The following is a 21,255-nucleotide window of genomic DNA, read 5'->3' on the forward strand; positions in this document are numbered from 1 at the left end:
TCATGGTGTTCGACGCTGCTTGAGATTTCTCAATGCGACAGCTCGGCACAGCCTCTCCTAACAAAAGTCAAGGATGTTTGATGCCGGGACGGGCCTGATAGACAGCGTTCCATCCAACCCAGGAGAGTGATGATGTCACTTGCAAAAACACCACCGAACAGAAGGTTTGGTTACGGTCTGGGCGCTGTTTTCTTGGCGTCCAGCCTAGCCATGCCAGCGTTCGCCGAAACACCCACTTTGAGTGAGGAAGCCTTCGAGGCATCCAAGACACTGTACTTCCAGCAATGTGCGGGCTGCCATGGCGTGTTGCGCAAAGGCGCGACGGGCAAGAATCTCGAGCCACATTGGAAGAAGACGGCCAAGGATGGCAAAGTGACCGAAGGCGGTACACTCAAGCTCGGCCAGGAGCGTCTCGAAAAGATTATTGCCTGGGGCACCGAAGGTGGCATGAACAACTTCTCGGACATTATGACCGAGCAGGAAATCAAGGACATGGCGACCTACATCATGATGGAGCCGCCCAAGCCTCCAGAGATGTCGCTGACGCAGATGGCCGAGACCCGCAAGGTCTACGTCGAGCCTGAAGACTACCCGACCGAGCCGCTTCATGGCCGGAACTGGGAGAATTTCTTCGTCGTGATCGAACGCGACGTGGGTAAGGTGGCCGTGATTGACGGCGATACCAAAGAGGTCCTTGCGCATATCCCAACAGGCTATGCTGTGCACGTCCTCAAGGCGTCCGAGCACCATAAGATCGAAGAGCCCGAAACTCCCGGCCGCTTCTGGTATACCATGGGCCGCGACGGCAAGATGACCAAGATCGACCTGTGGCAGAACCCTGAGAACATGCTCGTGGCCGAGGTCAAAATTGCTTATGATGCCCGCGATGTGGCTGTGTCTGGTGACGGTAAATATGTCATCGGTGGGGGCTACTGGCCGCCGCACTTCGCCATTGTCGATGCTGTGACCATGGAGCCCAAGAAGGTCGTTTCCACCCGCGGTGTGAACGTCGACGGGGATTATGTGGAAGAGGCCCGCGTGGCTGCGATCTACACCACACCCAACGAGACATCCTGGATCGTCGCGGTCAAGGAACTGGGCCAGCTCTGGCAGGTGGATTACACTGATCTCGACAATCTGCGGATCGACAAGATCAACTCCGCCAAGTTCCTGCATGACGGCTTCTTTGATCCGACAGGACGTTACTTCCAGATTGCGGCCAACGCGTCGAACAAGATGGTTGTCGTCGATACCAAGACCCACAAGCTGGAAGCGATGATCGATACCGATGCGCTGCCGCACCCGGGTCCTGGCGCGAACTGGATTGACCCGAATTGTGGGCCAGTTGCAGGCACAACGCACCTCGGTGTGGGCCTTGTCACTGTCTGGGGCAATGATCCGGAAAATCATCCCGATAACGCCTGGAAGATCTGCTACGAGGTCGAAACCGATGGCGCCGGGCTCTTTATCCGGACCCATGAGACATCGGACTACATCTGGGCTGACCAGACCAAGCACCCCGAGCCGGAAATCCAGCAATCCATCCAGGTCATCTCGAAAGAGACCGGTGAGATCGTGAAAACGATCCAGATCACCGAAGAGGAAGGCAACGCAGCCGTCCACTTCGAGTTCAACCAGGACGGTTCTGAGGTTTGGGTTTCCAAGTGGAACCTGGCCAACTCGCTGGAGCCTGATGGAGAGATCGTGATCTTCGACGCCAAGACGCTGGAAGAGAAGACCCGGATCAAGGGCCTCTACGCGCCGACCGGCAAGTTCAACGTCTACAACCGGTCGAACCACAAAACCTGATCTGAGTGATCACGGAAGGGGCGGCGCTGTCGCCCCTTTTCCTCTATTGTCCGCCATCGCAGGAGCAGACCCATGTCAGCCAACGACGCCTCCGAGAACACCACGCGCACACCACTTTGGAAACGCTCACTTTTCTGGGGCATGCCAATCGCTGGTGTGTTGGGCGCTTTCGCCGCCGGGATCATATTCTGGGGCGGTTTCAATACGGCGATGGAAGCCACGAATACCAAGGAATTCTGCGTCTCCTGCCACGAGATGGGCGATTATGTTTTTTCGGAATACGAGGGCACAATCCATGACGTAAACCGCTCCGGTGTTGGAGCCGTTTGTTCGGATTGCCACGTCCCCAAGGACTGGACGCACAAGATGATCCGCAAGATCAAGGCTTCGCGGGAGCTTTATGGCAAGGTCGTGGGCACGATCAGCACGCCCGAGAAGTTTGACGAAAAACGCCTGCATCTTGCTATGAATGAATGGGAGCGGATGAAGGCCACAGACAGCCGCGAATGCCGCAACTGCCACCACTTTGATGCGATGCTGCCGGAGTTCCAGAAACCCCGCGCGCGTCAGCAGCACTTGAACGCCATGGAAAACGGCCAGACCTGCATCGATTGCCACAAAGGCATCGCGCATTTGGATCTGCGCGACCGGGCGGATGAAGAATACCTCGAAGCGCTTGAGGCGCCCAACCCTGCGTATGCCCGTGAGGTGCCCGAGAAGTATCTCGCGAGCCTTGCCAAGATCGAGGCGCAAGAGGCCGAAGAAGCGGCCGCGCGCAAGACAGCTGCCAAGGAAGAGCGTGAAGCCCATCAGGCGCAGATTGCTGCGGCCGTTGAAGCGGCCCGAGCCGATGAGCGCGCCAAGTTCGAGGCGGCACAATCCGAGGCAGACACCCAGGTGGCCGACGCGTCAGGCGATGGTGCAGGCACAGTCGCACCAAGCATTGACTGGAGTGCTGTGGCAGAGGTTGACATGACGCTCTTCTACCCTGGTCAGGCCTCCTTTGAATGGGTGCAAAACGGGAAAACCCATGGTGGTGCCCGTCCGCTCACCAAAGGCGGTGATCAATGCACCACTTGTCACGCAGCCGAGCTTGAGACCATTGGCGACAAGATCGTTGCGGGGGGCGAGACAGAGCCCACGCCGATCCCCGGCAAGCGCGGCTTCATCAATGCGACCGTGCAAGCGACCCATGATGCGGAGCAAGTCTACTTCCGTATTTCCTGGCCCGATGCCGGTCACAATCCCGCGCCCTTCGTGGAAGGTGGCAAGATGGACCCTGACAACCGTATCAAGGTCGCCATGATGATTGCCGGCAATGATATTGATATGGGCGATCAGGTGGGCTGCTGGGCGTCGTGCCACGCGGACAACACCTACATGCCCTTTGATCCCGGTGCGGAAGGCATCGCTGCCAACCCCGAAATTGCCGAGGCTCTGCATGCAACTGGCAGCGTGAGCAAGTATCTCTCCGAGACACGCACCAAGATCGAGATCAAGGGCCGTCGCGGCAAGGCGCAAGGGGGCTGGGACAAGCTCAAGACCGCAGAAGAGTTGCAGGCCTATCTCGACAATGGCACCTTCCTTGACCTGATGCGGGTCTATGAAGATGGTTCTTCTGAGAATGGCTATCTTCTCGAGCGTCGGATCCAGAACGACGGTGAGATGGCGGCCAGCGCGACCCTTGAGGCGGGCATGTGGACCGTGGTCTTCTCCCGCTCCTTGCAAGGTGGCATCGGCGATGTGCCGCTGGCGGTGGGCAAAACCTATACAGTGGGCTTTGCGATCCACGACGACTATACCGCCGCACGCTTCCACCATGTGACGCTGAACACGAGCCTTGCGCTCGACGATGACAGCGCCACAATCAACGTGGTTGGTCAATGATCGGCAAACGACAAGCGGCGCAGGCTCTGACCTGCGCCATTTTCCTGTCTCTCGTGGGCGGCGTGTCCTTTGCCGAGGACGACGCCGCGCTGTGCATGGAGGCTGAAGAGCGCTATCAGGAAATGTTTGGCGCGCCGTCGTCCGAGATCTCGGAGGCGCGTGTCGTTCTGATGTATGAATACCGGTTTTGCCCTGCGCAGATCACTGTGCCCGTGGGTACGACCGTGCGCTGGGTCAACGTGGACAAGCGCACGAGCCATTCGGTGATTGTTCCAAATGAGCCGGAGTCTGATCGGGCATTCCCGGAGGAATGGGTCGAGTTCACCTTCGAGATACCGGGCCCTGTGGATTACCTCTGCGGTCCCCATTGGGAGCGCCGCGAGATGATTGGATCGATCACCGTCGAGCCGTGAGCTACCTCAAGAGATAGAGCCCAAAGAGCAGCGCCATGAAGAGCGCGAGCCCAAAGAGGATCCCCTGGCGCCAGCCTTCCACAGGCGCAAGCCCCAGATACCACAGGAAGATCAGGCGCGCTTTGGCCCAGGCCGCGGCCAGGATCAGAACGCCTGCCAGCGGGGCGGAGAGCCCAAAGAGCGCCACCAGCGTTGTGGCCGCGGAGAGCAGGGCCAAGCCGCCCCATGCCAGAACCAGCGCTCTCATAACAAATACAGCACTGGAAAGAGCAGGACCCAAACCAGATCGACCATATGCCAGAAGGCGGCGCCTGCTTCAATGTGAGCGGGCTCTTTCGTCCAGGCGACGAGCAGCAGGATCACGACCCCCGCCACAACATGGGCGGCGTGAAATCCCGTCAGCAGATAGTAGAACATGAAGAAATCATGGGTCTCAAAGGTAATGCCGAGGCTCGCTTTGTGGTAAAACTCCATTCCCTTCAGGATGAGAAATCCCACCCCGAGGAGGGCTGCAATGACCAGAAGCAACCGCGCCTTTGACAGGCGCAGGAGCGCCATGGCCGCAAGGAACCCTGACGTGATCAGGAGCACTGTGTTGATGCCAGCAAGCCCGGGCAGCAGTGCTGTTTGTGCCTCGGAGAAGCCCGCCGGGTCCGTCAGCCACAGCGCCATGAAAACGACGATACCAGCGCCAAAGACCGCCAGCTCCGAGAAAATCAGGACCCAGATCAGCAGCTCGCCGGGCAATGTGCGAACGACCGTACCCGTGCTCATCCGCCCTGACCGACGAGATGCCGGTAGATCTGGGGCAGCGCGCTCGTCAGCTTGTCGGGATCAGTGATGACCGCAAAATGCCCTTGTCCGAAGAGACGCGGGAACCAGCTCTGGCCCTGTTTGTCCACGGCAATCCCGAAGACCGATTGCCCGAGCATCCGCGCTTCCAGTACCGCTTTGCGGGTGTCCTCGATCCCGTGGCGGCCTTCGTAGTGATCAAGGTCGTTGGGTTTGCCATCGGTCAGAACGAGGAGCAGGCGGCGGCTGGACGTGCGGTTCTGCAGATCGGCAGAGACATGGCGGATTGCAGCGCCAAGCCGGGTATAGAAGCCGGGCCGGAGGCTCGCCAGACGCCGCTCCACATCAACGCTCATGGGCGTGGCAAAATCCTTGCAACGCTGGACATAAACCCGGTCGCGGCGCAGAGAGGAAAACCCGTGGATGGCCAGCGGATCCCCGCAGGCGTCCATCCCCCAGGCCAAGGCTGTCAGTGCTTCGCGGGCAATATCAATCACGGCGCGTCCGGTCACTGCGCTCTCGGTAGAGCGTGACGTATCCAGCAGGAGCGAGACAGACAGGTCCCGCGCCTGCGCAGATGTCCGGCACCAAAGCGCATCGCGCGCATCGCCTGTTGCGGCGAGATCGGCTCGCGCGCGCAACACGGCCTCTAGATCAAGCGTATCGCCATCGACTTGCCCATGCAGGGTCAAGGGGCGCGGCCGGAAGCTCTCGAATTGCCGCCGTACCCTGTTGATGCGACGGCGTGCGGCCGCATCCATCGGTGCGGGTTCTGCTTCCATCTCCGCCTCTGTCGCCAGCACACAGGTGTGATCCGGCATGTAGCGTTTTTGGCGCGCATCCCATTCGGGATAGGTCAGTTTGCCCGCGACCGCTTCGCGATTCACGTCTTCTGCGGCCAGGTCGAGATCGAGTTTGAACTTCGTCGCGGGCGCTTTGGAGACGTCCGTGAGCGCCAGCTCATCGAGATCATCCATGGCTTTCTTGGCGGCCTCGGGATCATCGTCATCGACGCGGCGATTGAGGTTGAGAAATTCTGCAAAACTCAGGATCGCTTCGAACTTGTGCAGGATCAGACTGTCGCGCGCTTCGGCGCGATCGGCTTGCTGACGCTTGCCTTTGAAGCGCTTCTCGAGGCTTTCGGAAGGTTTCGATGCGCCGGCTGCGTCGGGCTCGTCTGTGCAGCGCGCGATGGTTTTCTCGGGTTGCGTCAAACGGAGCCAAAGCGGCACGGGCCGCATGGGCTTGTAGCGGCGCGGGGCAGCGGCCTCATCGATCACGGCGCCACCATGCTGAAGCGCGCTGGCCAAGGCCAGAACTGCGGGGCTGTCAGGCGCGTCATCGCCCATGAGCGTCCGGGTGGCGGCCTCCAGAGTTGCTTCGGCGCGCGGCAGGCGGGTCACAGGACGGCGCGGGAGATATGCGCTGCACAGCCGGTGATAGAGCGGGGTCAGGCCGGGATAGGTCTCAAGCGTGCGCGAGACGGCCTGTTGCATGTGATAGAGTGTGTGAATGTCCTGGCGCAGTGTATCTTCGGGCGTGTTCGCTTCGGTGGCATCCACGCAAGCGGCCTGCGCTATGAGCCAGGAATACAGACCGGCATTCAGGGCCGGATCGTCGAATGTGGAGATCTTGGCGGGCAGACGCAGGATTTCTCCATCAAAATGGGCTTGTTCGACTTCTTCAATGATTGTGCCCAACTTCCGGCGCAGGCTCAGCCGATGGTGGGAATGCTCGCGCAGGACAGGGCGGATTTCGACAGACGGATCGCCGCCCAACCCGCGAAAGAGAACTGCAAGGCGCCCGATCTCGTCTTCCAGAGTAACGGCGGCCTCAGGCGCTGTGGGCGGCGCGTCAAAGCCCGCCGCCCAAGCATGCCAAAGCTTGCCAACCGTTTCTTCCGGTTCCCAAGGCTCCAGCCCGTCCATCAGCCAAACACCGCTGTCACGATGTCGCGCAGACCCTGTTTGACGTCGTCGTCATCGGTCAGAGGCTCGATCATCGCGGTCTCAATGGCCTGAGGCAAGGAGACGCCTCGGGTGATGAGCGTTGCGGCGTATATCACGAGACGGGTGGACACCCCTTCCTCGAGATCCTGGCCTTTCAGGGCACGCAGCTTGCCCGCCAGACGGACGAGCGAGGCTGTGCGGCTGGCATCCAGCCCGCTTTCGCGCATCACGACTTCCGCTTCCTGATCCGGCGCCGGGAAGTCGAAGCTGATCGAGAGGAACCGCTGGCGCGTTGATGGCTTCAGGGTCTTGAGAATGTTCTGGTAGCCGGGATTGTAGCTGGCTACCAACATGAAGCCTGGACCCGCTTCCAGCGTCTCGCCGGTGCGATCAATCGGCAGAATGCGTCGATCGTCGGTGAGCGGATGCAGAACAACCGTCACGTCCTTGCGGGCTTCCACCACCTCGTCGAGATAGCAGATCGCGCCTTCGCGGACGGCACGGGTCAGCGGACCATCGGCCCAGACCGTATCGCCGCCTTTCAGGAGATAGCGCCCGATCAGATCGGATGCTGTCAGATCATCGTGGCAGGCCACGGTATAGAGCGGACGGCCCAGCTTGGCGGCCATATGGGCCACAAACCGTGTCTTGCCGCAGCCCGTCGGGCCTTTGAGCAAGAGTGGCATTTGTGCGTTATACGCCGTCTCGAAGAGGGCGCGTTCGGGCCCTTGCTCCATGTAGAAAGGGGCAGCTTGTGCCCCTTCCGATTGTGTCATGCGCGGCGCGTTCATTCTGCGGCCACGGTTGTATCGGCGTCGGTTGAGATCACTTCACGACGCGGCACCATGACAGCGTAGATGAAGAGAAGCGCACCAAGCACCACGACGACGCCAGAGCCAAACCGCATCCAGTAGAAGATGGCGAGTTGGTCTTGCACATCCATGAAGTAATCCCCCTGAACCCGCTGCAGGTGTGTTTGCACGGTGCCTGCGAAGGTCAGAACGAAGGTCATGAAGGTCATGCCACCGGCCATCATCCAGAAGCTGGCCATGTTGATCACCTGATTGTAGGGATCGCGCTGGCGCAGGATTGGCATGGCATAGGTGAAGATCGCGAGGTTCAGCGAGACATATGCCCCGAAGAAGGCCAGGTGACCGTGTGCTGCGGTGATCTGCGTGCCGTGGGTGTAGTAGTTCACACCGTGCAGCGTATGCAGGAAGCCCCAGACACCGGCGCCAAAGAAGGCCAATGTCGCACATCCCAGCGCCCACAGGAGCGCCGCTTTGTTGGGATGATCCCTACGGCCTTTCCAGACCATCACAAAGGCGAAGGCCATCATGCCAAAGAAGGGAATGATCTCAAGGCTGGAGAAGATCGAGCCGATCCACTGCCAGTAAGCCGGTGTGCCGATCCAGTAGTAGTGGTGCCCGGTGCCCAGAATGCCCGAGAAGAGTGCTGTGGCCACGATCACGTAGAGCCATTTCTCCACGATCTCACGGTCGACACCTGTCAGTTTGAGCATCAGGAAGGCCAGAATGGACGCCATGATCAGTTCCCACACGCCCTCGACCCAGAGGTGCACGATGTACCACCAGTATTGCTTGTCGAGTGCGAGGTTGCCGGGGTTGTAGAAAGAGAAGAGGAACAGAAGCGCCAGACCCCAAAGTCCAAGAAGCAGGATATTGGTGATCGCGGTTTTCTTGCCCTTCAGCGACGTCATCGTGACGTTGTAGAGGAAGATCAATGCAGCCACGACGATGCCCACCTTGACCCAGACGGGCTGTTCGATGAACTCGCGCCCCTCCTTGCCCAAGAGCCAGTGGCCGTTGAACAGATCAAAGAGATAGGTCACGACGACGCCCAGCGTCCCCAAAACGAGAATACCCAGTTGCAGGTAAGCCAGATTGACCGAGTGAATTTCCTGCTCCGATTCTTCCGGCAGGATGAAGTAGGTCGCCCCCATGAAGCCCAGCAGGAGCCAAACGATGAGCGAGTTGGTGTGCAGCATCCGCACCGTATGGAACGGCAGGAGCTCTGATAGCGTATTGGGCAGGACATAGATCAGCCCTGCCAGCAAACCGCCCAGAACCTGAACGGCAAAGAGCGCCATGGCGACTACGAAGTAAAGCAGCGCGATTTTTTGTGTCTCATATTTCATGGCTCAGGCCTCCTCACCCTGCGTCATTCGGTGGCCAGTCCTGCGTTTTGATCTGGTTGGTCCAGCGCAGGAATTCGGACAATTGGCGAATCTCGGTTTCGGACAGATCGAAGTTCGGCATCTGGCGACGGCCTTCGATTCCGGAGGGCTGTGCGGCCATCCATCCCGAGAGTGTCTCATAGGCGGCTTCCGGATCATCAAGAACGCCCCACCGCTCCATCACATTGCCGACTTCGGGTGCGAAGTAGGCGCCCTCGCCGAGGATGCTGTGACAGTTCACACAGGCGTGCTTTTCCCAGATATGCTTGCCCGCGACGACCTCTTCGGTCAGCTCCGCGTCAGCCGTCGAGACATTCACGATGTAGTAGTGGGAATGAGCCGAGAGGCCCACGAAAATGGCGATGAAACACAACGATCCTCCATAGAAGATGTTGCGCGCCATGGATTTGGTTAGGACTTCACTCATCCTGACCTCCTTTGGGTTGCGGCTTTTGGTAGGGCCGGGTGAGTGCAATGATGCGGAGCGGCGCGCGCGCAGGCCTTAACGAAAGTCAAGATTGTGGCTGCGGCGCGCTGTCCCACGTTCACTCAAATGTCGCGAGATAGGCGATGACATTCGCGATATCGGCGTCTTTCTTGAGGCCCGGGAAGCTCATCTTGGTCTTTGCGACGACGTCCTTGGGCTTGGCCAGAAACGCGCCAAGTGTCGCATCGTCCCAGACAAGGCCGTCGGCTGCACTGGCCTTTAGTGAGTCGGAATATTTGAAATCCGGATTCGCGCCTGCGGCTTGGCCGACGATCCCGTTGAGATGAGGGCCGACCTTGTTCTTGGCACCATCGCCGACGGCGTGGCAGGCCTTGCATTTGCGAAACACCTTTTCGCCTTTGGCGGGATCGCCTTCTGCATGCAGCGGCAAAGTGACCAGCATGACGCCAAGAGTGGCGGCAAAGCGTTTGAGTAACATCGGCATTCTCCTTGGAAACAGCGGCACATAGCCATGCCCGCGCATGTCGTTATGGCAAACGGTGCCCTGCGCTCTCTTGACGAAAGTCAAGGAACGAGCGGGGCCTTCCACGGCTAGCTTGAGATCGACTGCTTTCCAGCCAAAAGGAGTGCCTCCCATGCAAACGAACAGCGCCCTTGCGGTCCGTTGCCTCAAGTCACTTCGATCCACTGCACATCGCGTGATGTACGGTCTGCATGCGGGTCTTGGCTTCGGGACAGGCAGTCACAGCAAACAGCGTCAGGCCCTGATGCCGGTATTTGCCCATAGTGCAAATCGGGATGCATCGCGGAGCGAAGGCGCACGCAGGGCGGGTCACCTCAAACGTGTAAGGAAGAGCCAATGTCGATGACAAATTTCCCCGGTCAGGTTGTGCTTGTCGGTGCGGGCCCTGGCGATCCGGATCTGCTGACGCTGGCGGCTGTGAAAGCGCTGCGCAATGCCGATGTCATTGTGCATGATCGATTGGTCTCCGATGAAGTGATGGCGATGATCCCCAATGGCGTTGCTCTGATCAACGTCGGCAAAGCCCCGCACAGCCATCCCGTCCCGCAACATGACATCAATGACATGCTGGTGCGTCTCGCACGCCGCCACCGCGCGGTTGTGCGGTTGAAAGGGGGCGATCCCTATATGTTCGCGCGCGGCTCGGAAGAGGCTGAGGTTTTGCGCGCGGCGGGTGTGCCGGTCACGGCAATTCCGGGTATCTCCGCGGCACAGGGTGTGGCGGCAGCGACAGGCGCGCCTTTGACCCATCGGGGGCTCGCCACTGGCGTACGTTTCGTCACAGGGCATTGCCGTGCCGGCGCGACGCTCGATCTTGATTGGACAGGCCTGACCGATCCCCAGACCACGCTCGTGTTCTACATGGGGCGGGGGCATGCCAAGGAGATTGCTGACAATCTCATGGCCGCAGGAATGGCCGGCGAAATGCCTGCCATGCTCGTCGCAGATGGCACACGGCCCACGCAAGTCACGCGCTTTACCACGATGTCCGATCTCGCGCGCTCTGCCGAGGCAATGCCGAGCGCTGCGCCTGTGCTCATGGTGATTGGCCGTGTGGTGGACCTGGCGGAGCGGGCCGCGGAAAATGGCGCCTTGGGCGAGATGGAGCCGATCATGGCGCGTGCTGGCCATGGATAAATCAATCGTCATTCTGGGACTTGTCCTGACCGTCTTCGGTACGGCTGGCGCTGCTGAGGCGAACGACATCTCGTCCGAGCGCGCAAGTGATCTGGAACGATTGGTCATTCAGGATTGTGGCTCTTGCCACGGGCTTACGCTCAAGGGGGGCTTGGGGCGTCCGATCACACAGGATCTGATGATGCATTGGGATCGCGGCGCGCTGCGCGATGTGATCCTCGACGGCATCCCCGGGACCGCCATGCCGCCCTGGCGTCTGCTGCTGAGCGAGGCAGAAGCCCTTTGGATTGCAGATTTTCTACGCGGTGAGACAGGAGACGGCACATGAAATACGCCCTGAAAGCCCTGGCATGTGTGATTGCGACGAGCTTGCCCCTTACAACAATGGCAGAAACAGCAGCGCCAAAGATTGTAGCGACCGGTGATCTGGGCGTCGTGGTCGAACGCGCGACGGGGTCCTTGCTGATCATTGATCAATCCGAGCTCGGTGCGATTGCCCGCGTTGAAGGCCTGGGGGATCTGTCCCACGCCAGCGTCGTCTTCTCGCCAGACCAAAGGTTTGCCTATGTCTTCGGGCGTGATGGTGGGCTGACGAAGGTCGACATCACGCAAAAAAGCATCGCGCATCGGATCGTGCAGGGTGGAAATGCCATCGGAGGTGCGATCTCTGACGATGGGCGCCTTGTTGCGGTCTCCAATTATGAGCCGGGCGGTGTCCGTGTTTTTGATGCCGATACGCTGGAGCTTGTCGCGGATTTCCCGACCGGGTCCAAGACCATCGGATTGGTCGATGCGCCGGGTCGGCAATTTGTCTTTTCCCTCTGGGATGCAGGCGAGACGTGGCGCGTGGACTTGTCTGGCACGACGCCGGACATCACGAAGGTCGAGAATGTTGGGATCAATCCCTATGATGCACTGATCACAGCGGATGGCCGCCGCTATATCGTTGGTCTGTTCGGCGAAGACGGTTTGGCTGCGTTTGACCTGTGGTCCGAGCCCTTGCGACCCGTGCGTGTTCTGGATGGCTACGGGCGCGGTGAAACCCCGCTGCCGGTCTACAAAATGCCCCATCTTGAGGGTTGGGCGCTTGCAGGGGACCGTTTCGCGCTTCCCGCTGTTGGACGCCATGAGGTCCTATGGATCGATGCGCAAAGCCTTGAAGAGGTCGGGCGCACAAAGACCCATGGTCAGCCCATCTTCGCGGTGGCCCGCCCGGATGGACGGCATGTCTGGGTCAATTATGCGCATCCGCGCAATGACACCGTTGAGGTTATCGATACGCGGAGCGGCGAGGTCATCCGAACGCTGACGCCGGGACCCGCGGTTCTGCATATGGAATTCACGCCGCGTGGCCATCAACTCTGGCTCTCCGTGCGCGATGAAAACCGTGTTGAAATCTACGATACGCAAACCTTCGAGAAGATCGGAGCCTTTGAGGCAGACACGCCGTCAGGGATATTTTTCACCGCCCGTGCGCATCGTTCTGGGCTTTAGGGGGTCACCTCATGGTACTCGACGATCTGGACTGGCGCTTGATGAACGATTGGCAGCGGGGCCTGCCGCTCGTGTCGCATCCTTTCGAAGTCATTGCCGACGGGTTTGGCGTTGAGGAGAGCGATATCATATCGCGCCTCAAAGGCCTGCTGACGTCAGGCGCGATCAGCCGCATCGGCGCCACGTGCCGGCCCAATACGCTTGCGGCGAGCACGCTTGCGGCCATCAGCGTGCCGGAGCATCGCCTCGAAGACATCGCCGCGCTGATCAATGAAGAAGAAGGCGTCAACCACAGCTACTTGCGTGAAGACGCGTGGAATATCTGGTTTGTAGCCACCGGTCCGACGCGGGCCTTTGTGGACGAAACCCTTGCGCGAATTTCGCGGCGCTCGGGGTTGCAGGTCCTCGATCTGCGTTTGATCCAACCGTTCAACGTGGATCTGGGTTTCTCGCTCGATGGCGCGGGCACAAGGCCTGAACCCAAAGAAGTGCAGGACGACATTGTCCTCGAGGACGGGGATATCGAAATCGTGCAGGCGCTCTCCAACGGGCTAAAACCTGAAGAGACCCCTTTTGCGACGCTGGCGCATTCCATGGGGCGCTCGGAAGAGGATGTGCTTGGGCGTATCCGCGAATTGGCGCAGGCAGGCATGCTGTCGCGCATTGGCCTGATCGTCCGGCATCGCTCGCTGGGCTGGCGCTCAAATGCCATGTGCGTTTTCAACATCCCGAAAGAGGAGATCACCGCGCGGGGCCGGGCTTTGACGGATGTGCCTGGGGTCACGCTTTGCTACGAACGCCGCCCCATTGAGGGCATTTGGCCTTACACACTCTATTGCATGATCCACGGACGCAGCCGCTCTGAAGCGCTCGATGTTTTGAGCTTCGCGCGCGTCCACGCACAGCTCACAGGCTATGACTACAAGGTTTTGTTCAGCACCCGCTGTTTCAAACAGAAGGGCGCGTTGATTGCACGGGAGGGTGCTGCATCGTGATACTCAAGGAAATTGATCGAGAGATACTCAATAAGTTGCAGGGCGGCTTCCCGCTCACATCCACGCCTTACGCCGATGCCGCCGCCTGGCTTGGCATCGACGAAGAAGAACTGATCGCACGCCTCAATCGCATGAAGGAAAGCGGTGTCATCACGCGGTTTGGGCCTTTTTTCGATGTGGCTGAAATGGGCGGTGCGTTTTGCCTGTGTGCGATGGCGGTGCCGGAGGATGGGTTCGATACAATCTGCGAGCAGGTCAACAGCTTTGAAGAAGTCGCCCACAACTACAAACGCACGCATCGTTTGAATATGTGGTTTGTGTTGGCTACGGAAACGGAAGAAGGCATCGCGCAGACGGCGCAGGCGATTGAAGCCAAGACGGGCCTCACGGTTTGGCAGTTTCCAAAACTCAAGGAGTTCTTCGTGGGCTTCCGGGTGGCGGCATGAATTTGTCTTCGATTGAGCGCGATGTCGTGACCGCCTGCCAGGCAGGCTTGCCGTTTGTCCCGCGCCCCTATGAGGCGATTGCAGAGAAGCTGGGCATGGACGAACAGGCCGTGATTGACTTGATGGCCAAGATGATGTCGCGCGGTGCCATCCGCCGTATTGGCATCGCCCCCAACCATTACAAGCTTGGCATGACATCAAACGGTATGTCGGTCTGGGACGTCGACGATGCGCATGTCCATGAGCTCGGGCCCCTCGTCGGCGCCATGGAGGCTGTGACGCATTGCTACATTCGCCCCCGCGCCCTGCCGGATTGGCGGTTTAACCTTTTTGCCATGGTGCATGGCAGTAGCCGGGACGAGGTGGAGGAAAAGCGCGGCAGGATTGCAGACCTTTTGGGCGATGCCTGCGCGGCTTCTGACATCCTCTATTCCACAGCGATCCTGAAAAAGACCGGGTTGCGTCTGCGAAAAACGGAGAAGTGATATGTTTCGACTGAGCCAGTACATGGAGCAATTGCAGACGCCGACACCCGTACGCCAACGGCGTGGTAGTGTCAGACCTGTTGTCATCTGGAATCTCACGCGGCGCTGCAACCTGCAATGCCGCCATTGCTACACGACGTCGGCGGATGTGCCCTTCCCGGGAGAATTGTCTACCGAACAGGCGCTGGGCGTGATCGATGATCTCGCGGGATTTGGCATTCCGGCCTTGATCCTGTCGGGCGGTGAGCCCCTGTCGCGGCCCGATTTCTTTGAGCTCGCAGCCTATGCGCGCAAGAAGGTCCGCTATCTGGCGCTCTCGACCAATGGCACGCGCATCGAGGGAGATATGGCGCGCAAAGTGGCCGAGATCGGGTTCAACTATGTCGGCATTTCCATTGATGGCGTGGGCAAGACGAACGACTGGTTTCGCGGCAAGGAAGGCGCGTTTGATGAGGCGCTGCGCGGTGTGCAGGTTTGCAAGGAGCTGGGCATCAAGGTGGGCCTGCGGTTCACGCCCACGGATGAAAATGCGGAGCAATTGCGCGACATCCTCGATCTCTGTGAGGCAGAGGGAATTGACAAGTTTTACATGTCGCATCTCGTCTATGCCGGGCGCGGCAACAAGAACCGTGGCGACGATGCCGGCCACCGTCGGGCGCGCACCTGTGTGAATTTGCTGCTTGATCGCGCCTGGGCCGCATTGCAGGCCGGTCGGCATTTTGAAGTTGTGACAGGCAACAACGATGCGGATGCCGTGCTCTTTCTGAATTGGGTTCGCGCCAACTTCGCGGAAGAAAAGGCCACCCATGTGGAGGCGCATCTGGCGGCCTGGGGCGGAAATTCCTCAGGTGTCGGCGTGGCCAATATCGACCCCACAGGAAAGGTCCACCCCGACACCTATTGGTCTGACTACACGATCGGCAATGTCAAACAGACCCCGTTCACCGAGCTTTGGACCGGCGATGACAAGATGCTGGAGCTCTTGCGCACGCGGCCCCGACCCTTGGAAGGGCGCTGCGGCGCGTGCCAGCATCAGGCTGTCTGCGGCGGCAACACCCGCATTCGCGCCTTGCAACTGACGGGCAATCCCTGGGCCGAGGACCCGGCCTGTTATCTCGATGACAGTGAGATTGGTCTCGTGGCACCGGAAGGGCCGCGTTTGGAAGTCACAACATTCCGAGGGAAGCGCCATGATCCGGCCCATCGTTTTTACTAGTCTGCTGGCCTGTCTCGCCGGCGCTCTTGCCGCCGAAGACACAAGTCCGCCCGAAGTGCTCTTTGCAACGCATTGTGCCGTGTGCCATGGCGATGATCGGCTTGGCGCGCTGGGGCCTGCGCTTATTCCCGAAGCTCTGAGACGCCTCAAGGGTGACCGGCTGGAAGCCGTGATCGCCCATGGGCGCGATGCCACGCAAATGCCTGGCTTTGCGGATCAATTGAGCGCGCAGGAGATTGCCGTGCTGGCGGCCTATGTGCATGAACCATTGCCGGAGATCCCGGTTTGGGACATCGCAAAAATCGACAGCACCCGCGATCTCAATCCCGAATATGTGGCGCCGGAGAGCCCGCAACATAGCGCGGATCCCATGAACCTTTTCGTGGTTGTAGAGACCGGAGACCACCATATTTCCGTGCTTGATGGCGACAAGATGGAAGTCATGGCGCGCCTGGAGACGCCCCTCGCGGTCCATGGCGGCCCCAAGTTTACGCCCGATGGTCGCTTTGTCTTCATCATGTCCCGGGACGGATGGGTTCAAAAGGTCGATCTGTGGAACATGCAAGAGGTTGGCCGTGTGCGCGCGGGCATCAACAGCCGCAACATCGCCATGAGCGCGGATGGCAAATGGCTTGCTGTTGCGAACTACCTGCCCATGACGCTGACGTTGCTCTCGACCGAGGATCTCAGCGTTGTCGAGGTCAAGCAAGTGCGCGGCAAGGACGGTACGCCGAGCCGCGTCTCTGCCGTCTATCAAGCGCCGCCGCGCGACAGCTTTGTGCTGGCCTTGAAAGATGTGCCCGAAATTTGGGAAGTGTTCTACGGAGAAGATCCGCCGTTCTACGGCTTCGTACATGATCACCGCGACGAAGGACCGCTGGGCTACGATGAGCCGTTCCCTGTGCGTGTGGTCACAGTGCCTGAAATCCTAGACGATTTCTTCTTCAGCCAGAATTATGAATATGTCATGGGCGCCTGGCGCGACGGGCAGGGCGGCCATGTCATCGATATGGTCATCGGCCAGAAGGTTGCCGATCTCGAGCTGCCCGGCATGCCGCATTTGGGCTCAGGCATTACATGGCAACATGACGGTCGTCAGGTCATGGCCACACCGCATCTGCGCGAAGGTGTCTTGTCTGTGATCGACATGAACAATTGGGAAACGGTGCAACAGATCAAAACTGAAGGGCCGGGCTTCTTTCTGCGCAGCCACGAGGCGACGCCCTATGTCTGGGCGGATGTCTTCTTCGGGCCAAACCGGGATTTGATGCATGTGATCGACAAGGACAGTCTCGAGATCGTCAAAACGCTGAAGCCCGCGGAGGGCAAGACCGTCGCCCATGTTGAGTTTGATCGCTATGGTAAACACGCGCTCGTCTCGATCTGGGAGCGCGATGGCGCTGTGATCGTCTATGACGCAGCGACACTGAAAGAGGTCAAACGCCTGCCGATGTCCAAGCCCTCGGGCAAGTACAACGTCCACAACAAGATCACGTTTTCCAGCGGAACGAGCCATTGATCATGAACGAGATGCCTCTCCAACCTACGCAGGAAGAAGACGGCCGCTGGCCCATCTGGAAACTTGCGATCCTGCTGTATCCTTTTGCCGCAGGGGCTGTTGCCATCAACCTTTTCATGCTGTTTCTCATGCTGCAAGTCTTGGGCTTTGAGGCAATTTCTCCCGAAAGTTCAGTCGTTTGGGGGATTTTTCTGGGTGTGCCCGCGGCCTGGGCCTTTGCCAGATGGGCGCGGCGCCTGATGGACGAGGCGGATGCTTGACTATGGTCAAGGGCAAGCGCGGCACGAGCGTGTCTGGTGGTGTTCAACACGTCTGCAATGGAGCGCGCCATGAATTACGAAGCCTATTTCGAGACCGCCCTTGATGCGTTGCGCGATGAGGGCAATTACCGCGTCTTTGCCGAACTGGAGCGTCCTGTTGAACAGGCCCCACAAGCGGTTCAGCTGACGGAAGGCGCCCGCAGACCGGTGACGGTTTGGTGCTCCAACGACTACCTTGGCATGGGCAAATCCGCGCGCGTCCGCGAAGCCGTTGCACGCACTGCTCTCGCGGATGGTGCCGGTGCCGGTGGGACGCGTAACATCTCGGGAACGGCGCATTTGCATGTCGAACTGGAACGCACGCTTGCGCGCTTGCACGGCAAGGAAGCCGGGCTGCTCTTTACATCAGGCTATGTGTCCAATTGGGCCTCGCTGAGCACGCTTGGTGCGAAGCTGCCGGATTGCACCATCCTGTCGGACGCCAAGAACCACGCCTCCATGATCGAGGGGATTCGTCACTCCAAGGCCAACAAGGTCATCTGGAAGCACAACGATCCTGAAGATCTTGACCGGAAACTGGCCGCATTGCCGGCGCATGGGGCAAAGATCGTCGCCTTTGAATCCGTCTACTCGATGGATGGCGATATCTCTCCCATGGCCGAAATTGTCGAAGTGGCCGAGAAGCACGGCGCCATGACGTATCTCGATGAGGTCCACGCTGTTGGGCTCTACGGCGAGCGTGGGGGCGGAATTTCGCAGCGCGAAGGCCTTGCTGATCGCATCACGGTGATTGAAGGCACGCTCGCCAAGGCCTTTGGGGTCATGGGCGGATACATCGCGGCCTCGGCCGCTCTGTGTGACTTTGTGCGCTCCTTTGCCAGCGGGTTCATCTTCACCACAGCGCTGCCGCCTGCTTTGGCGGAAGGCGCGCGTGTGTCTGTGGAACACCTGATGGCCTCCAATGCCGAGCGCGAGGCGCAACAACGCAATGTGGCGCGTCTGCGGGCACAGCTCGACCATTTCCGCATCCCACATATGGAGAACCCGAGCCATATTGTGCCCGTCGTTGTCGGGGATCCGTTCAAAGCAAAGTTTCTGAGCGATACACTCCTTGAGCATTATGGCATCTACGTTCAGCCCATCAATTATCCCACGGTTGCCAAGGGAACGGAGCGCTTGCGCATTACACCGTCCCCTCTGCACACCGAGGCTGACATCATGCATCTGAGCCGGGCTCTGTCTGATCTGTGGTCTCAATGCGCCCTGAGCCGCGCGGTGGCCTGATAGGCCGCCCGCGCGCCTGCATTGAAAAGTGGCCTCACTCGTCCCAGTGAGGCCGCTTTTGGTTGCGCGTTAGAGCATTTCGACGGAAACCTGAGACATCGCGCATCACAAAAATCACGGGAAAGCATTTGCTTGGCAGTGTATTCGTGATCCAGGTTTTTTGCGAAGCGCTGAAAATGGAAACTTGAGGGTCAGGCGGCTTTCCGAACAGCGTTGACCAAAGGCTCGGGCAGTTCGAATTCCGCCAGGACCCGAGCGCGGCTTTCGCCAGACATCTTGCGTGCGGTTTTCGCGACAATATCGAGCACTTTGTCCTCCGCATGCTTTGCCGCGAAATCAGCAAAATACCATTTGAGAAAAACAAAGCAGATCACATCTTCCAGCATCTGTACTTCATGATCGCGTTTGATGCCTTCCTTGCGCAGCAAAACACCCACGCGCGCGCAGGATTGTGCATCGTAGCCTGCGTCTTGCATCAATCCCGCCAGCCTGTCGCCATGCGCGCGACCCTGATCGCGACGCCAGGCCAAATATCCGGCACGACCCTCGGGATAATCCGAGCGCAAAAGCGTCCAACGCTCTATGTGCTGGCCGCGGGCGGCAATCTGCAAAACATCAGACACCGTCTGCCCGAACAGGCGCTCCAACTCGGAACTCATACGTTCGCCATATAGAAGCGCCTCGGGTTTCGCCTCGCCCGCTTCATCCACCTCCGTTTTTGGATCAGCGGCATTCGCCTTGTCGATGGCGTCCAAAACGCGCGCAAGTTTTGCTTCGCTCATAGGCGCGCGCTCCATGCTTCGGCCGGGTCTTCCTCGGCGTAGTGGCTGAGCTCTTCCACGGATTCGATAACGGCGTGATTTTTGCGGATCGTGACACCGTGGCCTTTCAAGCGACGGAAAGCGCGTGAAAGTGACTCGGGTTTCATCCCCAACCATGCTGCGATCAGCACCTTGTCATAAGGCAGGACGACCGTGCATGTGCTGGAATTGTCTGGGCATAGGGTCAAAAGGAAATCGGCAATGCGCTGTGCTGCCGTGTGAGATTTCAGCTGTTCCACATGTGTGATCAGATCATTGCGTTGCCGCATCGCACCTTTGAGAAGCGCGAGACAAAGATTTAAGTCTTCATCAATTGCCTTTTGCAGCACGCAGCCATCCAGTTGGGCGACAAGCGCGTCTGTGACGGCCTCCGCACCAGTTGTGTAATTGGCGTTTCGCAATGCGGTTTCTTCGCCAAAGCAACCTGCCTTGGAAAAAATTCCGACAACTGCTTCGCTGCCGCATGAAGACAAGCGGTAGGTTTTGATCCAACCATCTAAAATAATAAACATACTGTGGGCGCTTTCGCCCTGGAGATAAATTGAGGCGCCCCGGTCCAGAGGTCTCAGAACGGAACGCTCGAGAAGATGTTCAACATCTTGCTGTTTCAGGTTGCGGAAAATCGGTGACCGCATCGCAACGGCGTGTAGGTTTTCGATGATCGTCGTCCTTCGTGGCTAGTGAAGACTCGCTTCGACGTACGTTATTTCAGATTCGCTTCCCGACTCCTTTGGTAGCACTGCGATGGGAATGGCATCTTTGAGCTACCTCAATTAAATCAAACCTTTGTTCATTTTTATTTTGACGAGTGCGGCGATAAGGCTAATTGGTTTTTTCCCGCTGGTATGATCCAAGTGGCTGCGGACGACATCGGAGGCGCACGCACATGCAAGTTGCAGTCCTATCGATCGAAGACCGTGAAGCGCTGAGATCCTCAGATATTTGTAGAAATATGAATGATGCGATGTTGGAAAACATCGTCGCTCATGGCTCGATTATCGAACGCGAGAAGTCAGCCTTTTTGTTTGAGCAGGGCGCTCAGGCGGATCGGGTTTTCATTGTTCTGAATGGATGGATTCAGATAAAACGCGTTGAGCGTGATGGCTCCGATACGATGATCGCTGTTTTCCAGAAAGGTCAGAGCCTGGCAGAGATAGCAGCGCTCCTCGAACGGCCCTATCCCGTGTCAGCGCAAGCCATGACCGCCGTGCGCCTCTTCGCTATTCGCAGCAGTGAACTGATCGAACTTCTGCAACAAGACAGTGGTGTCCTGTCCAGCGTTCTGGGCTCGCTCTATCAAAAGCTGCACGTGCTCGTGAATGAGGTCGAAGCCCTCAAATCGCGCACGTTGAAAGAGCGTTTGGCGATGTTCCTGTTGGAAAACATTGCAAAGGACGGCAATTCAAAAGTTCTGACCTTGCCCTATGACAAGTCGCTCATCGCCGCGCGCATTGGTACGAGCCCGGAGCAGTTGTCTCGCACGTTCAAAGGCCTGAAAGAGTTCGGCGTCACTATCGAGGGCCGTATCGCGCAGGTCGAAGACCCGGAGATTTTGCGCCAGATGCTGTTGAAAACGTAGG

At 58.8% G+C, this 21,255-nt stretch carries 23 protein-coding genes; 14 read left to right on the forward strand and 9 right to left on the reverse strand.

Annotation, left to right across the window (positions count from 1 at the left end):
- The first annotated feature begins 210 nt into the window (after nucleotides 1-210).
- The 3 genes from ACP15S_RS15045 (at nucleotide 211) to ACP15S_RS15055 (ending at nucleotide 4,109) form a co-directional block, all read left to right on the forward strand.
- The gene (locus tag ACP15S_RS15045; RefSeq protein WP_425040458.1) at nucleotides 211-1,809 is read left to right on the forward strand and encodes a cytochrome D1 domain-containing protein; all 1,599 of its coding nucleotides are present in this window, start codon (nucleotides 211-213) and stop codon (nucleotides 1,807-1,809) included.
- A gap of 72 nt (nucleotides 1,810-1,881) precedes the next feature.
- The gene (locus ACP15S_RS15050; RefSeq protein WP_425040459.1) at nucleotides 1,882-3,696 is read left to right on the forward strand and encodes a NapC/NirT family cytochrome c; all 1,815 of its coding nucleotides are present in this window, start codon (nucleotides 1,882-1,884) and stop codon (nucleotides 3,694-3,696) included.
- Nucleotides 3,693-4,109, forward strand: a complete 417-nt coding sequence (locus ACP15S_RS15055; RefSeq protein WP_425040460.1) for a cupredoxin domain-containing protein — start codon at nucleotides 3,693-3,695, stop codon at nucleotides 4,107-4,109. Before ACP15S_RS15050 ends, ACP15S_RS15055 begins: the two co-directional genes overlap by 4 nt.
- 1 nt (nucleotide 4,110) lies before the next feature.
- Here ACP15S_RS15055 and ACP15S_RS15060 read toward each other — a convergent pair whose 3' ends face one another.
- From ACP15S_RS15060 to ACP15S_RS15090, 7 genes are all read right to left on the reverse strand, one after another.
- Complete coding sequence (locus ACP15S_RS15060) at nucleotides 4,111-4,356, reverse strand: nitric oxide reductase F protein (protein WP_425040461.1); 246 nt, start codon at nucleotides 4,354-4,356, stop codon at nucleotides 4,111-4,113.
- Nucleotides 4,353-4,883 (reverse strand): cytochrome c oxidase subunit 3, encoded by a 531-nt coding sequence (locus ACP15S_RS15065; RefSeq protein ID WP_425040462.1) that lies wholly within the window; start codon nucleotides 4,881-4,883, stop codon nucleotides 4,353-4,355. Before ACP15S_RS15065 ends, ACP15S_RS15060 begins: the two co-directional genes overlap by 4 nt.
- Entirely contained in the window at nucleotides 4,880-6,829 is a 1,950-nt protein-coding gene (locus ACP15S_RS15070; RefSeq protein ID WP_425040463.1) for a nitric oxide reductase activation protein NorD, read from the reverse strand. Before ACP15S_RS15070 ends, ACP15S_RS15065 begins: the two co-directional genes overlap by 4 nt.
- Nucleotides 6,829-7,626, reverse strand: coding sequence for a CbbQ/NirQ/NorQ/GpvN family protein (locus tag ACP15S_RS15075; protein WP_425040464.1), 798 nt, complete (start codon nucleotides 7,624-7,626; stop codon nucleotides 6,829-6,831). Before ACP15S_RS15075 ends, ACP15S_RS15070 begins: the two co-directional genes overlap by 1 nt.
- Nucleotides 7,627-7,637: 11 nt before the next feature.
- Nucleotides 7,638-9,008, reverse strand: coding sequence for a cbb3-type cytochrome c oxidase subunit I (locus ACP15S_RS15080; RefSeq protein WP_425040465.1), 1,371 nt, complete (start codon nucleotides 9,006-9,008; stop codon nucleotides 7,638-7,640).
- Between the two features lie 13 nt (nucleotides 9,009-9,021).
- On the reverse strand, nucleotides 9,022-9,474 hold the full coding sequence (locus tag ACP15S_RS15085) for a c-type cytochrome (RefSeq protein ID WP_425040466.1): 453 nt from the start codon (nucleotides 9,472-9,474) through the stop codon (nucleotides 9,022-9,024).
- Nucleotides 9,475-9,592: 118 nt separating this feature from the next.
- On the reverse strand, nucleotides 9,593-9,973 hold the full coding sequence (locus ACP15S_RS15090) for a c-type cytochrome (RefSeq protein ID WP_425040467.1): 381 nt from the start codon (nucleotides 9,971-9,973) through the stop codon (nucleotides 9,593-9,595).
- 381 nt (nucleotides 9,974-10,354) lie between these two features.
- Here ACP15S_RS15090 and cobA point away from each other — a divergent pair, with 381 nt between their 5' ends.
- From cobA to hemA, 10 genes are all read left to right on the forward strand, one after another.
- Complete coding sequence (gene cobA / locus ACP15S_RS15095) at nucleotides 10,355-11,155, forward strand: uroporphyrinogen-III C-methyltransferase (RefSeq protein WP_425040468.1); 801 nt, start codon at nucleotides 10,355-10,357, stop codon at nucleotides 11,153-11,155.
- A complete protein-coding gene (locus ACP15S_RS15100; protein WP_425040469.1) occupies nucleotides 11,148-11,483 on the forward strand; it encodes a c-type cytochrome in 336 nt (111 codons plus the stop codon). The genes cobA and ACP15S_RS15100 overlap by 8 nt, the downstream gene beginning before the upstream one ends.
- A gap of 56 nt (nucleotides 11,484-11,539) precedes the next feature.
- Entirely contained in the window at nucleotides 11,540-12,649 is a 1,110-nt protein-coding gene (locus tag ACP15S_RS15105) for a cytochrome D1 domain-containing protein (RefSeq protein WP_425040916.1), read from the forward strand.
- 11 nt (nucleotides 12,650-12,660) lie between these two features.
- Nucleotides 12,661-13,644 carry an Lrp/AsnC family transcriptional regulator gene (locus ACP15S_RS15110; protein WP_425040470.1) on the forward strand — a complete coding sequence of 328 codons (984 nt, stop codon included), beginning with the start codon at nucleotides 12,661-12,663 and terminating at the stop codon, nucleotides 13,642-13,644.
- Nucleotides 13,641-14,090, forward strand: coding sequence for an Lrp/AsnC family transcriptional regulator (locus ACP15S_RS15115; protein ID WP_425040471.1), 450 nt, complete (start codon nucleotides 13,641-13,643; stop codon nucleotides 14,088-14,090). The genes ACP15S_RS15110 and ACP15S_RS15115 overlap by 4 nt, the downstream gene beginning before the upstream one ends.
- Nucleotides 14,087-14,575 carry an Lrp/AsnC family transcriptional regulator gene (locus ACP15S_RS15120; RefSeq protein WP_425040472.1) on the forward strand — a complete coding sequence of 163 codons (489 nt, stop codon included), beginning with the start codon at nucleotides 14,087-14,089 and terminating at the stop codon, nucleotides 14,573-14,575. Before ACP15S_RS15115 ends, ACP15S_RS15120 begins: the two co-directional genes overlap by 4 nt.
- 1 nt (nucleotide 14,576) lies before the next feature.
- Nucleotides 14,577-15,791: a heme d1 biosynthesis radical SAM protein NirJ gene (gene nirJ / locus ACP15S_RS15125; protein WP_425040473.1), complete on the forward strand. Its 1,215-nt coding sequence runs from the start codon at nucleotides 14,577-14,579 to the stop codon at nucleotides 15,789-15,791.
- Nucleotides 15,766-17,310, forward strand: a complete 1,545-nt coding sequence (locus ACP15S_RS15130) for a cytochrome D1 domain-containing protein (RefSeq protein ID WP_425040474.1) — start codon at nucleotides 15,766-15,768, stop codon at nucleotides 17,308-17,310. Before nirJ ends, ACP15S_RS15130 begins: the two co-directional genes overlap by 26 nt.
- 2 nt (nucleotides 17,311-17,312) lie before the next feature.
- Nucleotides 17,313-17,570, forward strand: coding sequence for a hypothetical protein (locus tag ACP15S_RS15135; RefSeq protein ID WP_425040475.1), 258 nt, complete (start codon nucleotides 17,313-17,315; stop codon nucleotides 17,568-17,570).
- Between the two features lie 69 nt (nucleotides 17,571-17,639).
- Nucleotides 17,640-18,854 carry a 5-aminolevulinate synthase gene (gene hemA, locus ACP15S_RS15140; protein ID WP_425040476.1) on the forward strand — a complete coding sequence of 405 codons (1,215 nt, stop codon included), beginning with the start codon at nucleotides 17,640-17,642 and terminating at the stop codon, nucleotides 18,852-18,854.
- Nucleotides 18,855-19,045: 191 nt separating this feature from the next.
- Here hemA and ACP15S_RS15145 read toward each other — a convergent pair whose 3' ends face one another.
- Nucleotides 19,046-19,636 carry a DUF4202 domain-containing protein gene (locus ACP15S_RS15145; RefSeq protein WP_425040477.1) on the reverse strand — a complete coding sequence of 197 codons (591 nt, stop codon included), beginning with the start codon at nucleotides 19,634-19,636 and terminating at the stop codon, nucleotides 19,046-19,048.
- Complete coding sequence (locus tag ACP15S_RS15150; RefSeq protein WP_425040478.1) at nucleotides 19,633-20,310, reverse strand: Crp/Fnr family transcriptional regulator; 678 nt, start codon at nucleotides 20,308-20,310, stop codon at nucleotides 19,633-19,635. Before ACP15S_RS15150 ends, ACP15S_RS15145 begins: the two co-directional genes overlap by 4 nt.
- A 251-nt stretch (nucleotides 20,311-20,561) precedes the next feature.
- Here ACP15S_RS15150 and ACP15S_RS15155 point away from each other — a divergent pair, with 251 nt between their 5' ends.
- Nucleotides 20,562-21,254 carry a Crp/Fnr family transcriptional regulator gene (locus ACP15S_RS15155; RefSeq protein ID WP_425040479.1) on the forward strand — a complete coding sequence of 231 codons (693 nt, stop codon included), beginning with the start codon at nucleotides 20,562-20,564 and terminating at the stop codon, nucleotides 21,252-21,254.
- Nucleotide 21,255 lies beyond the last annotated feature (1 nt).

This window comes from Primorskyibacter sp. S187A, from assembly GCF_049800955.1.
Taxonomy (GTDB): Bacteria; Pseudomonadota; Alphaproteobacteria; order Rhodobacterales; family Rhodobacteraceae; genus JAKVBH01.

Excerpts from the sequence above, each read along its gene's own strand:
- ACP15S_RS15155 (WP_425040479.1), top strand. The coding sequence starts at position 20,562 with ATGCAAGTTGCAGTCCTATCGATCGAAGACCGTGAAGCGCTGAGATCC.
- ACP15S_RS15050 (WP_425040459.1), top strand. The coding sequence starts at position 1,882 with ATGTCAGCCAACGACGCCTCCGAGAACACCACGCGCACACCACTTTGG.
- hemA (WP_425040476.1), top strand. The coding sequence starts at position 17,640 with ATGAATTACGAAGCCTATTTCGAGACCGCCCTTGATGCGTTGCGCGAT.
- ACP15S_RS15080 (WP_425040465.1), bottom strand. The coding sequence starts at position 9,008 with ATGAAATATGAGACACAAAAAATCGCGCTGCTTTACTTCGTAGTCGCC.
- ACP15S_RS15135 (WP_425040475.1), top strand. The coding sequence starts at position 17,313 with ATGAACGAGATGCCTCTCCAACCTACGCAGGAAGAAGACGGCCGCTGG.
- ACP15S_RS15065 (WP_425040462.1), bottom strand. The coding sequence starts at position 4,883 with ATGAGCACGGGTACGGTCGTTCGCACATTGCCCGGCGAGCTGCTGATC.
- ACP15S_RS15070 (WP_425040463.1), bottom strand. The coding sequence starts at position 6,829 with ATGGACGGGCTGGAGCCTTGGGAACCGGAAGAAACGGTTGGCAAGCTT.
- ACP15S_RS15105 (WP_425040916.1), top strand. The coding sequence starts at position 11,540 with ATGGCAGAAACAGCAGCGCCAAAGATTGTAGCGACCGGTGATCTGGGC.
- ACP15S_RS15100 (WP_425040469.1), top strand. The coding sequence starts at position 11,148 with ATGGATAAATCAATCGTCATTCTGGGACTTGTCCTGACCGTCTTCGGT.
- cobA (WP_425040468.1), top strand. The coding sequence starts at position 10,355 with ATGTCGATGACAAATTTCCCCGGTCAGGTTGTGCTTGTCGGTGCGGGC.
- ACP15S_RS15150 (WP_425040478.1), bottom strand. The coding sequence starts at position 20,310 with ATGCGGTCACCGATTTTCCGCAACCTGAAACAGCAAGATGTTGAACAT.
- ACP15S_RS15075 (WP_425040464.1), bottom strand. The coding sequence starts at position 7,626 with ATGACACAATCGGAAGGGGCACAAGCTGCCCCTTTCTACATGGAGCAA.
- nirJ (WP_425040473.1), top strand. The coding sequence starts at position 14,577 with ATGTTTCGACTGAGCCAGTACATGGAGCAATTGCAGACGCCGACACCC.
- ACP15S_RS15060 (WP_425040461.1), bottom strand. The coding sequence starts at position 4,356 with ATGAGAGCGCTGGTTCTGGCATGGGGCGGCTTGGCCCTGCTCTCCGCG.
- ACP15S_RS15090 (WP_425040467.1), bottom strand. The coding sequence starts at position 9,973 with ATGTTACTCAAACGCTTTGCCGCCACTCTTGGCGTCATGCTGGTCACT.
- ACP15S_RS15085 (WP_425040466.1), bottom strand. The coding sequence starts at position 9,474 with ATGAGTGAAGTCCTAACCAAATCCATGGCGCGCAACATCTTCTATGGA.
- ACP15S_RS15120 (WP_425040472.1), top strand. The coding sequence starts at position 14,087 with ATGAATTTGTCTTCGATTGAGCGCGATGTCGTGACCGCCTGCCAGGCA.
- ACP15S_RS15045 (WP_425040458.1), top strand. The coding sequence starts at position 211 with ATGCCAGCGTTCGCCGAAACACCCACTTTGAGTGAGGAAGCCTTCGAG.
- ACP15S_RS15145 (WP_425040477.1), bottom strand. The coding sequence starts at position 19,636 with ATGAGCGAAGCAAAACTTGCGCGCGTTTTGGACGCCATCGACAAGGCG.
- ACP15S_RS15130 (WP_425040474.1), top strand. The coding sequence starts at position 15,766 with ATGATCCGGCCCATCGTTTTTACTAGTCTGCTGGCCTGTCTCGCCGGC.
- ACP15S_RS15055 (WP_425040460.1), top strand. The coding sequence starts at position 3,693 with ATGATCGGCAAACGACAAGCGGCGCAGGCTCTGACCTGCGCCATTTTC.
- ACP15S_RS15110 (WP_425040470.1), top strand. The coding sequence starts at position 12,661 with ATGGTACTCGACGATCTGGACTGGCGCTTGATGAACGATTGGCAGCGG.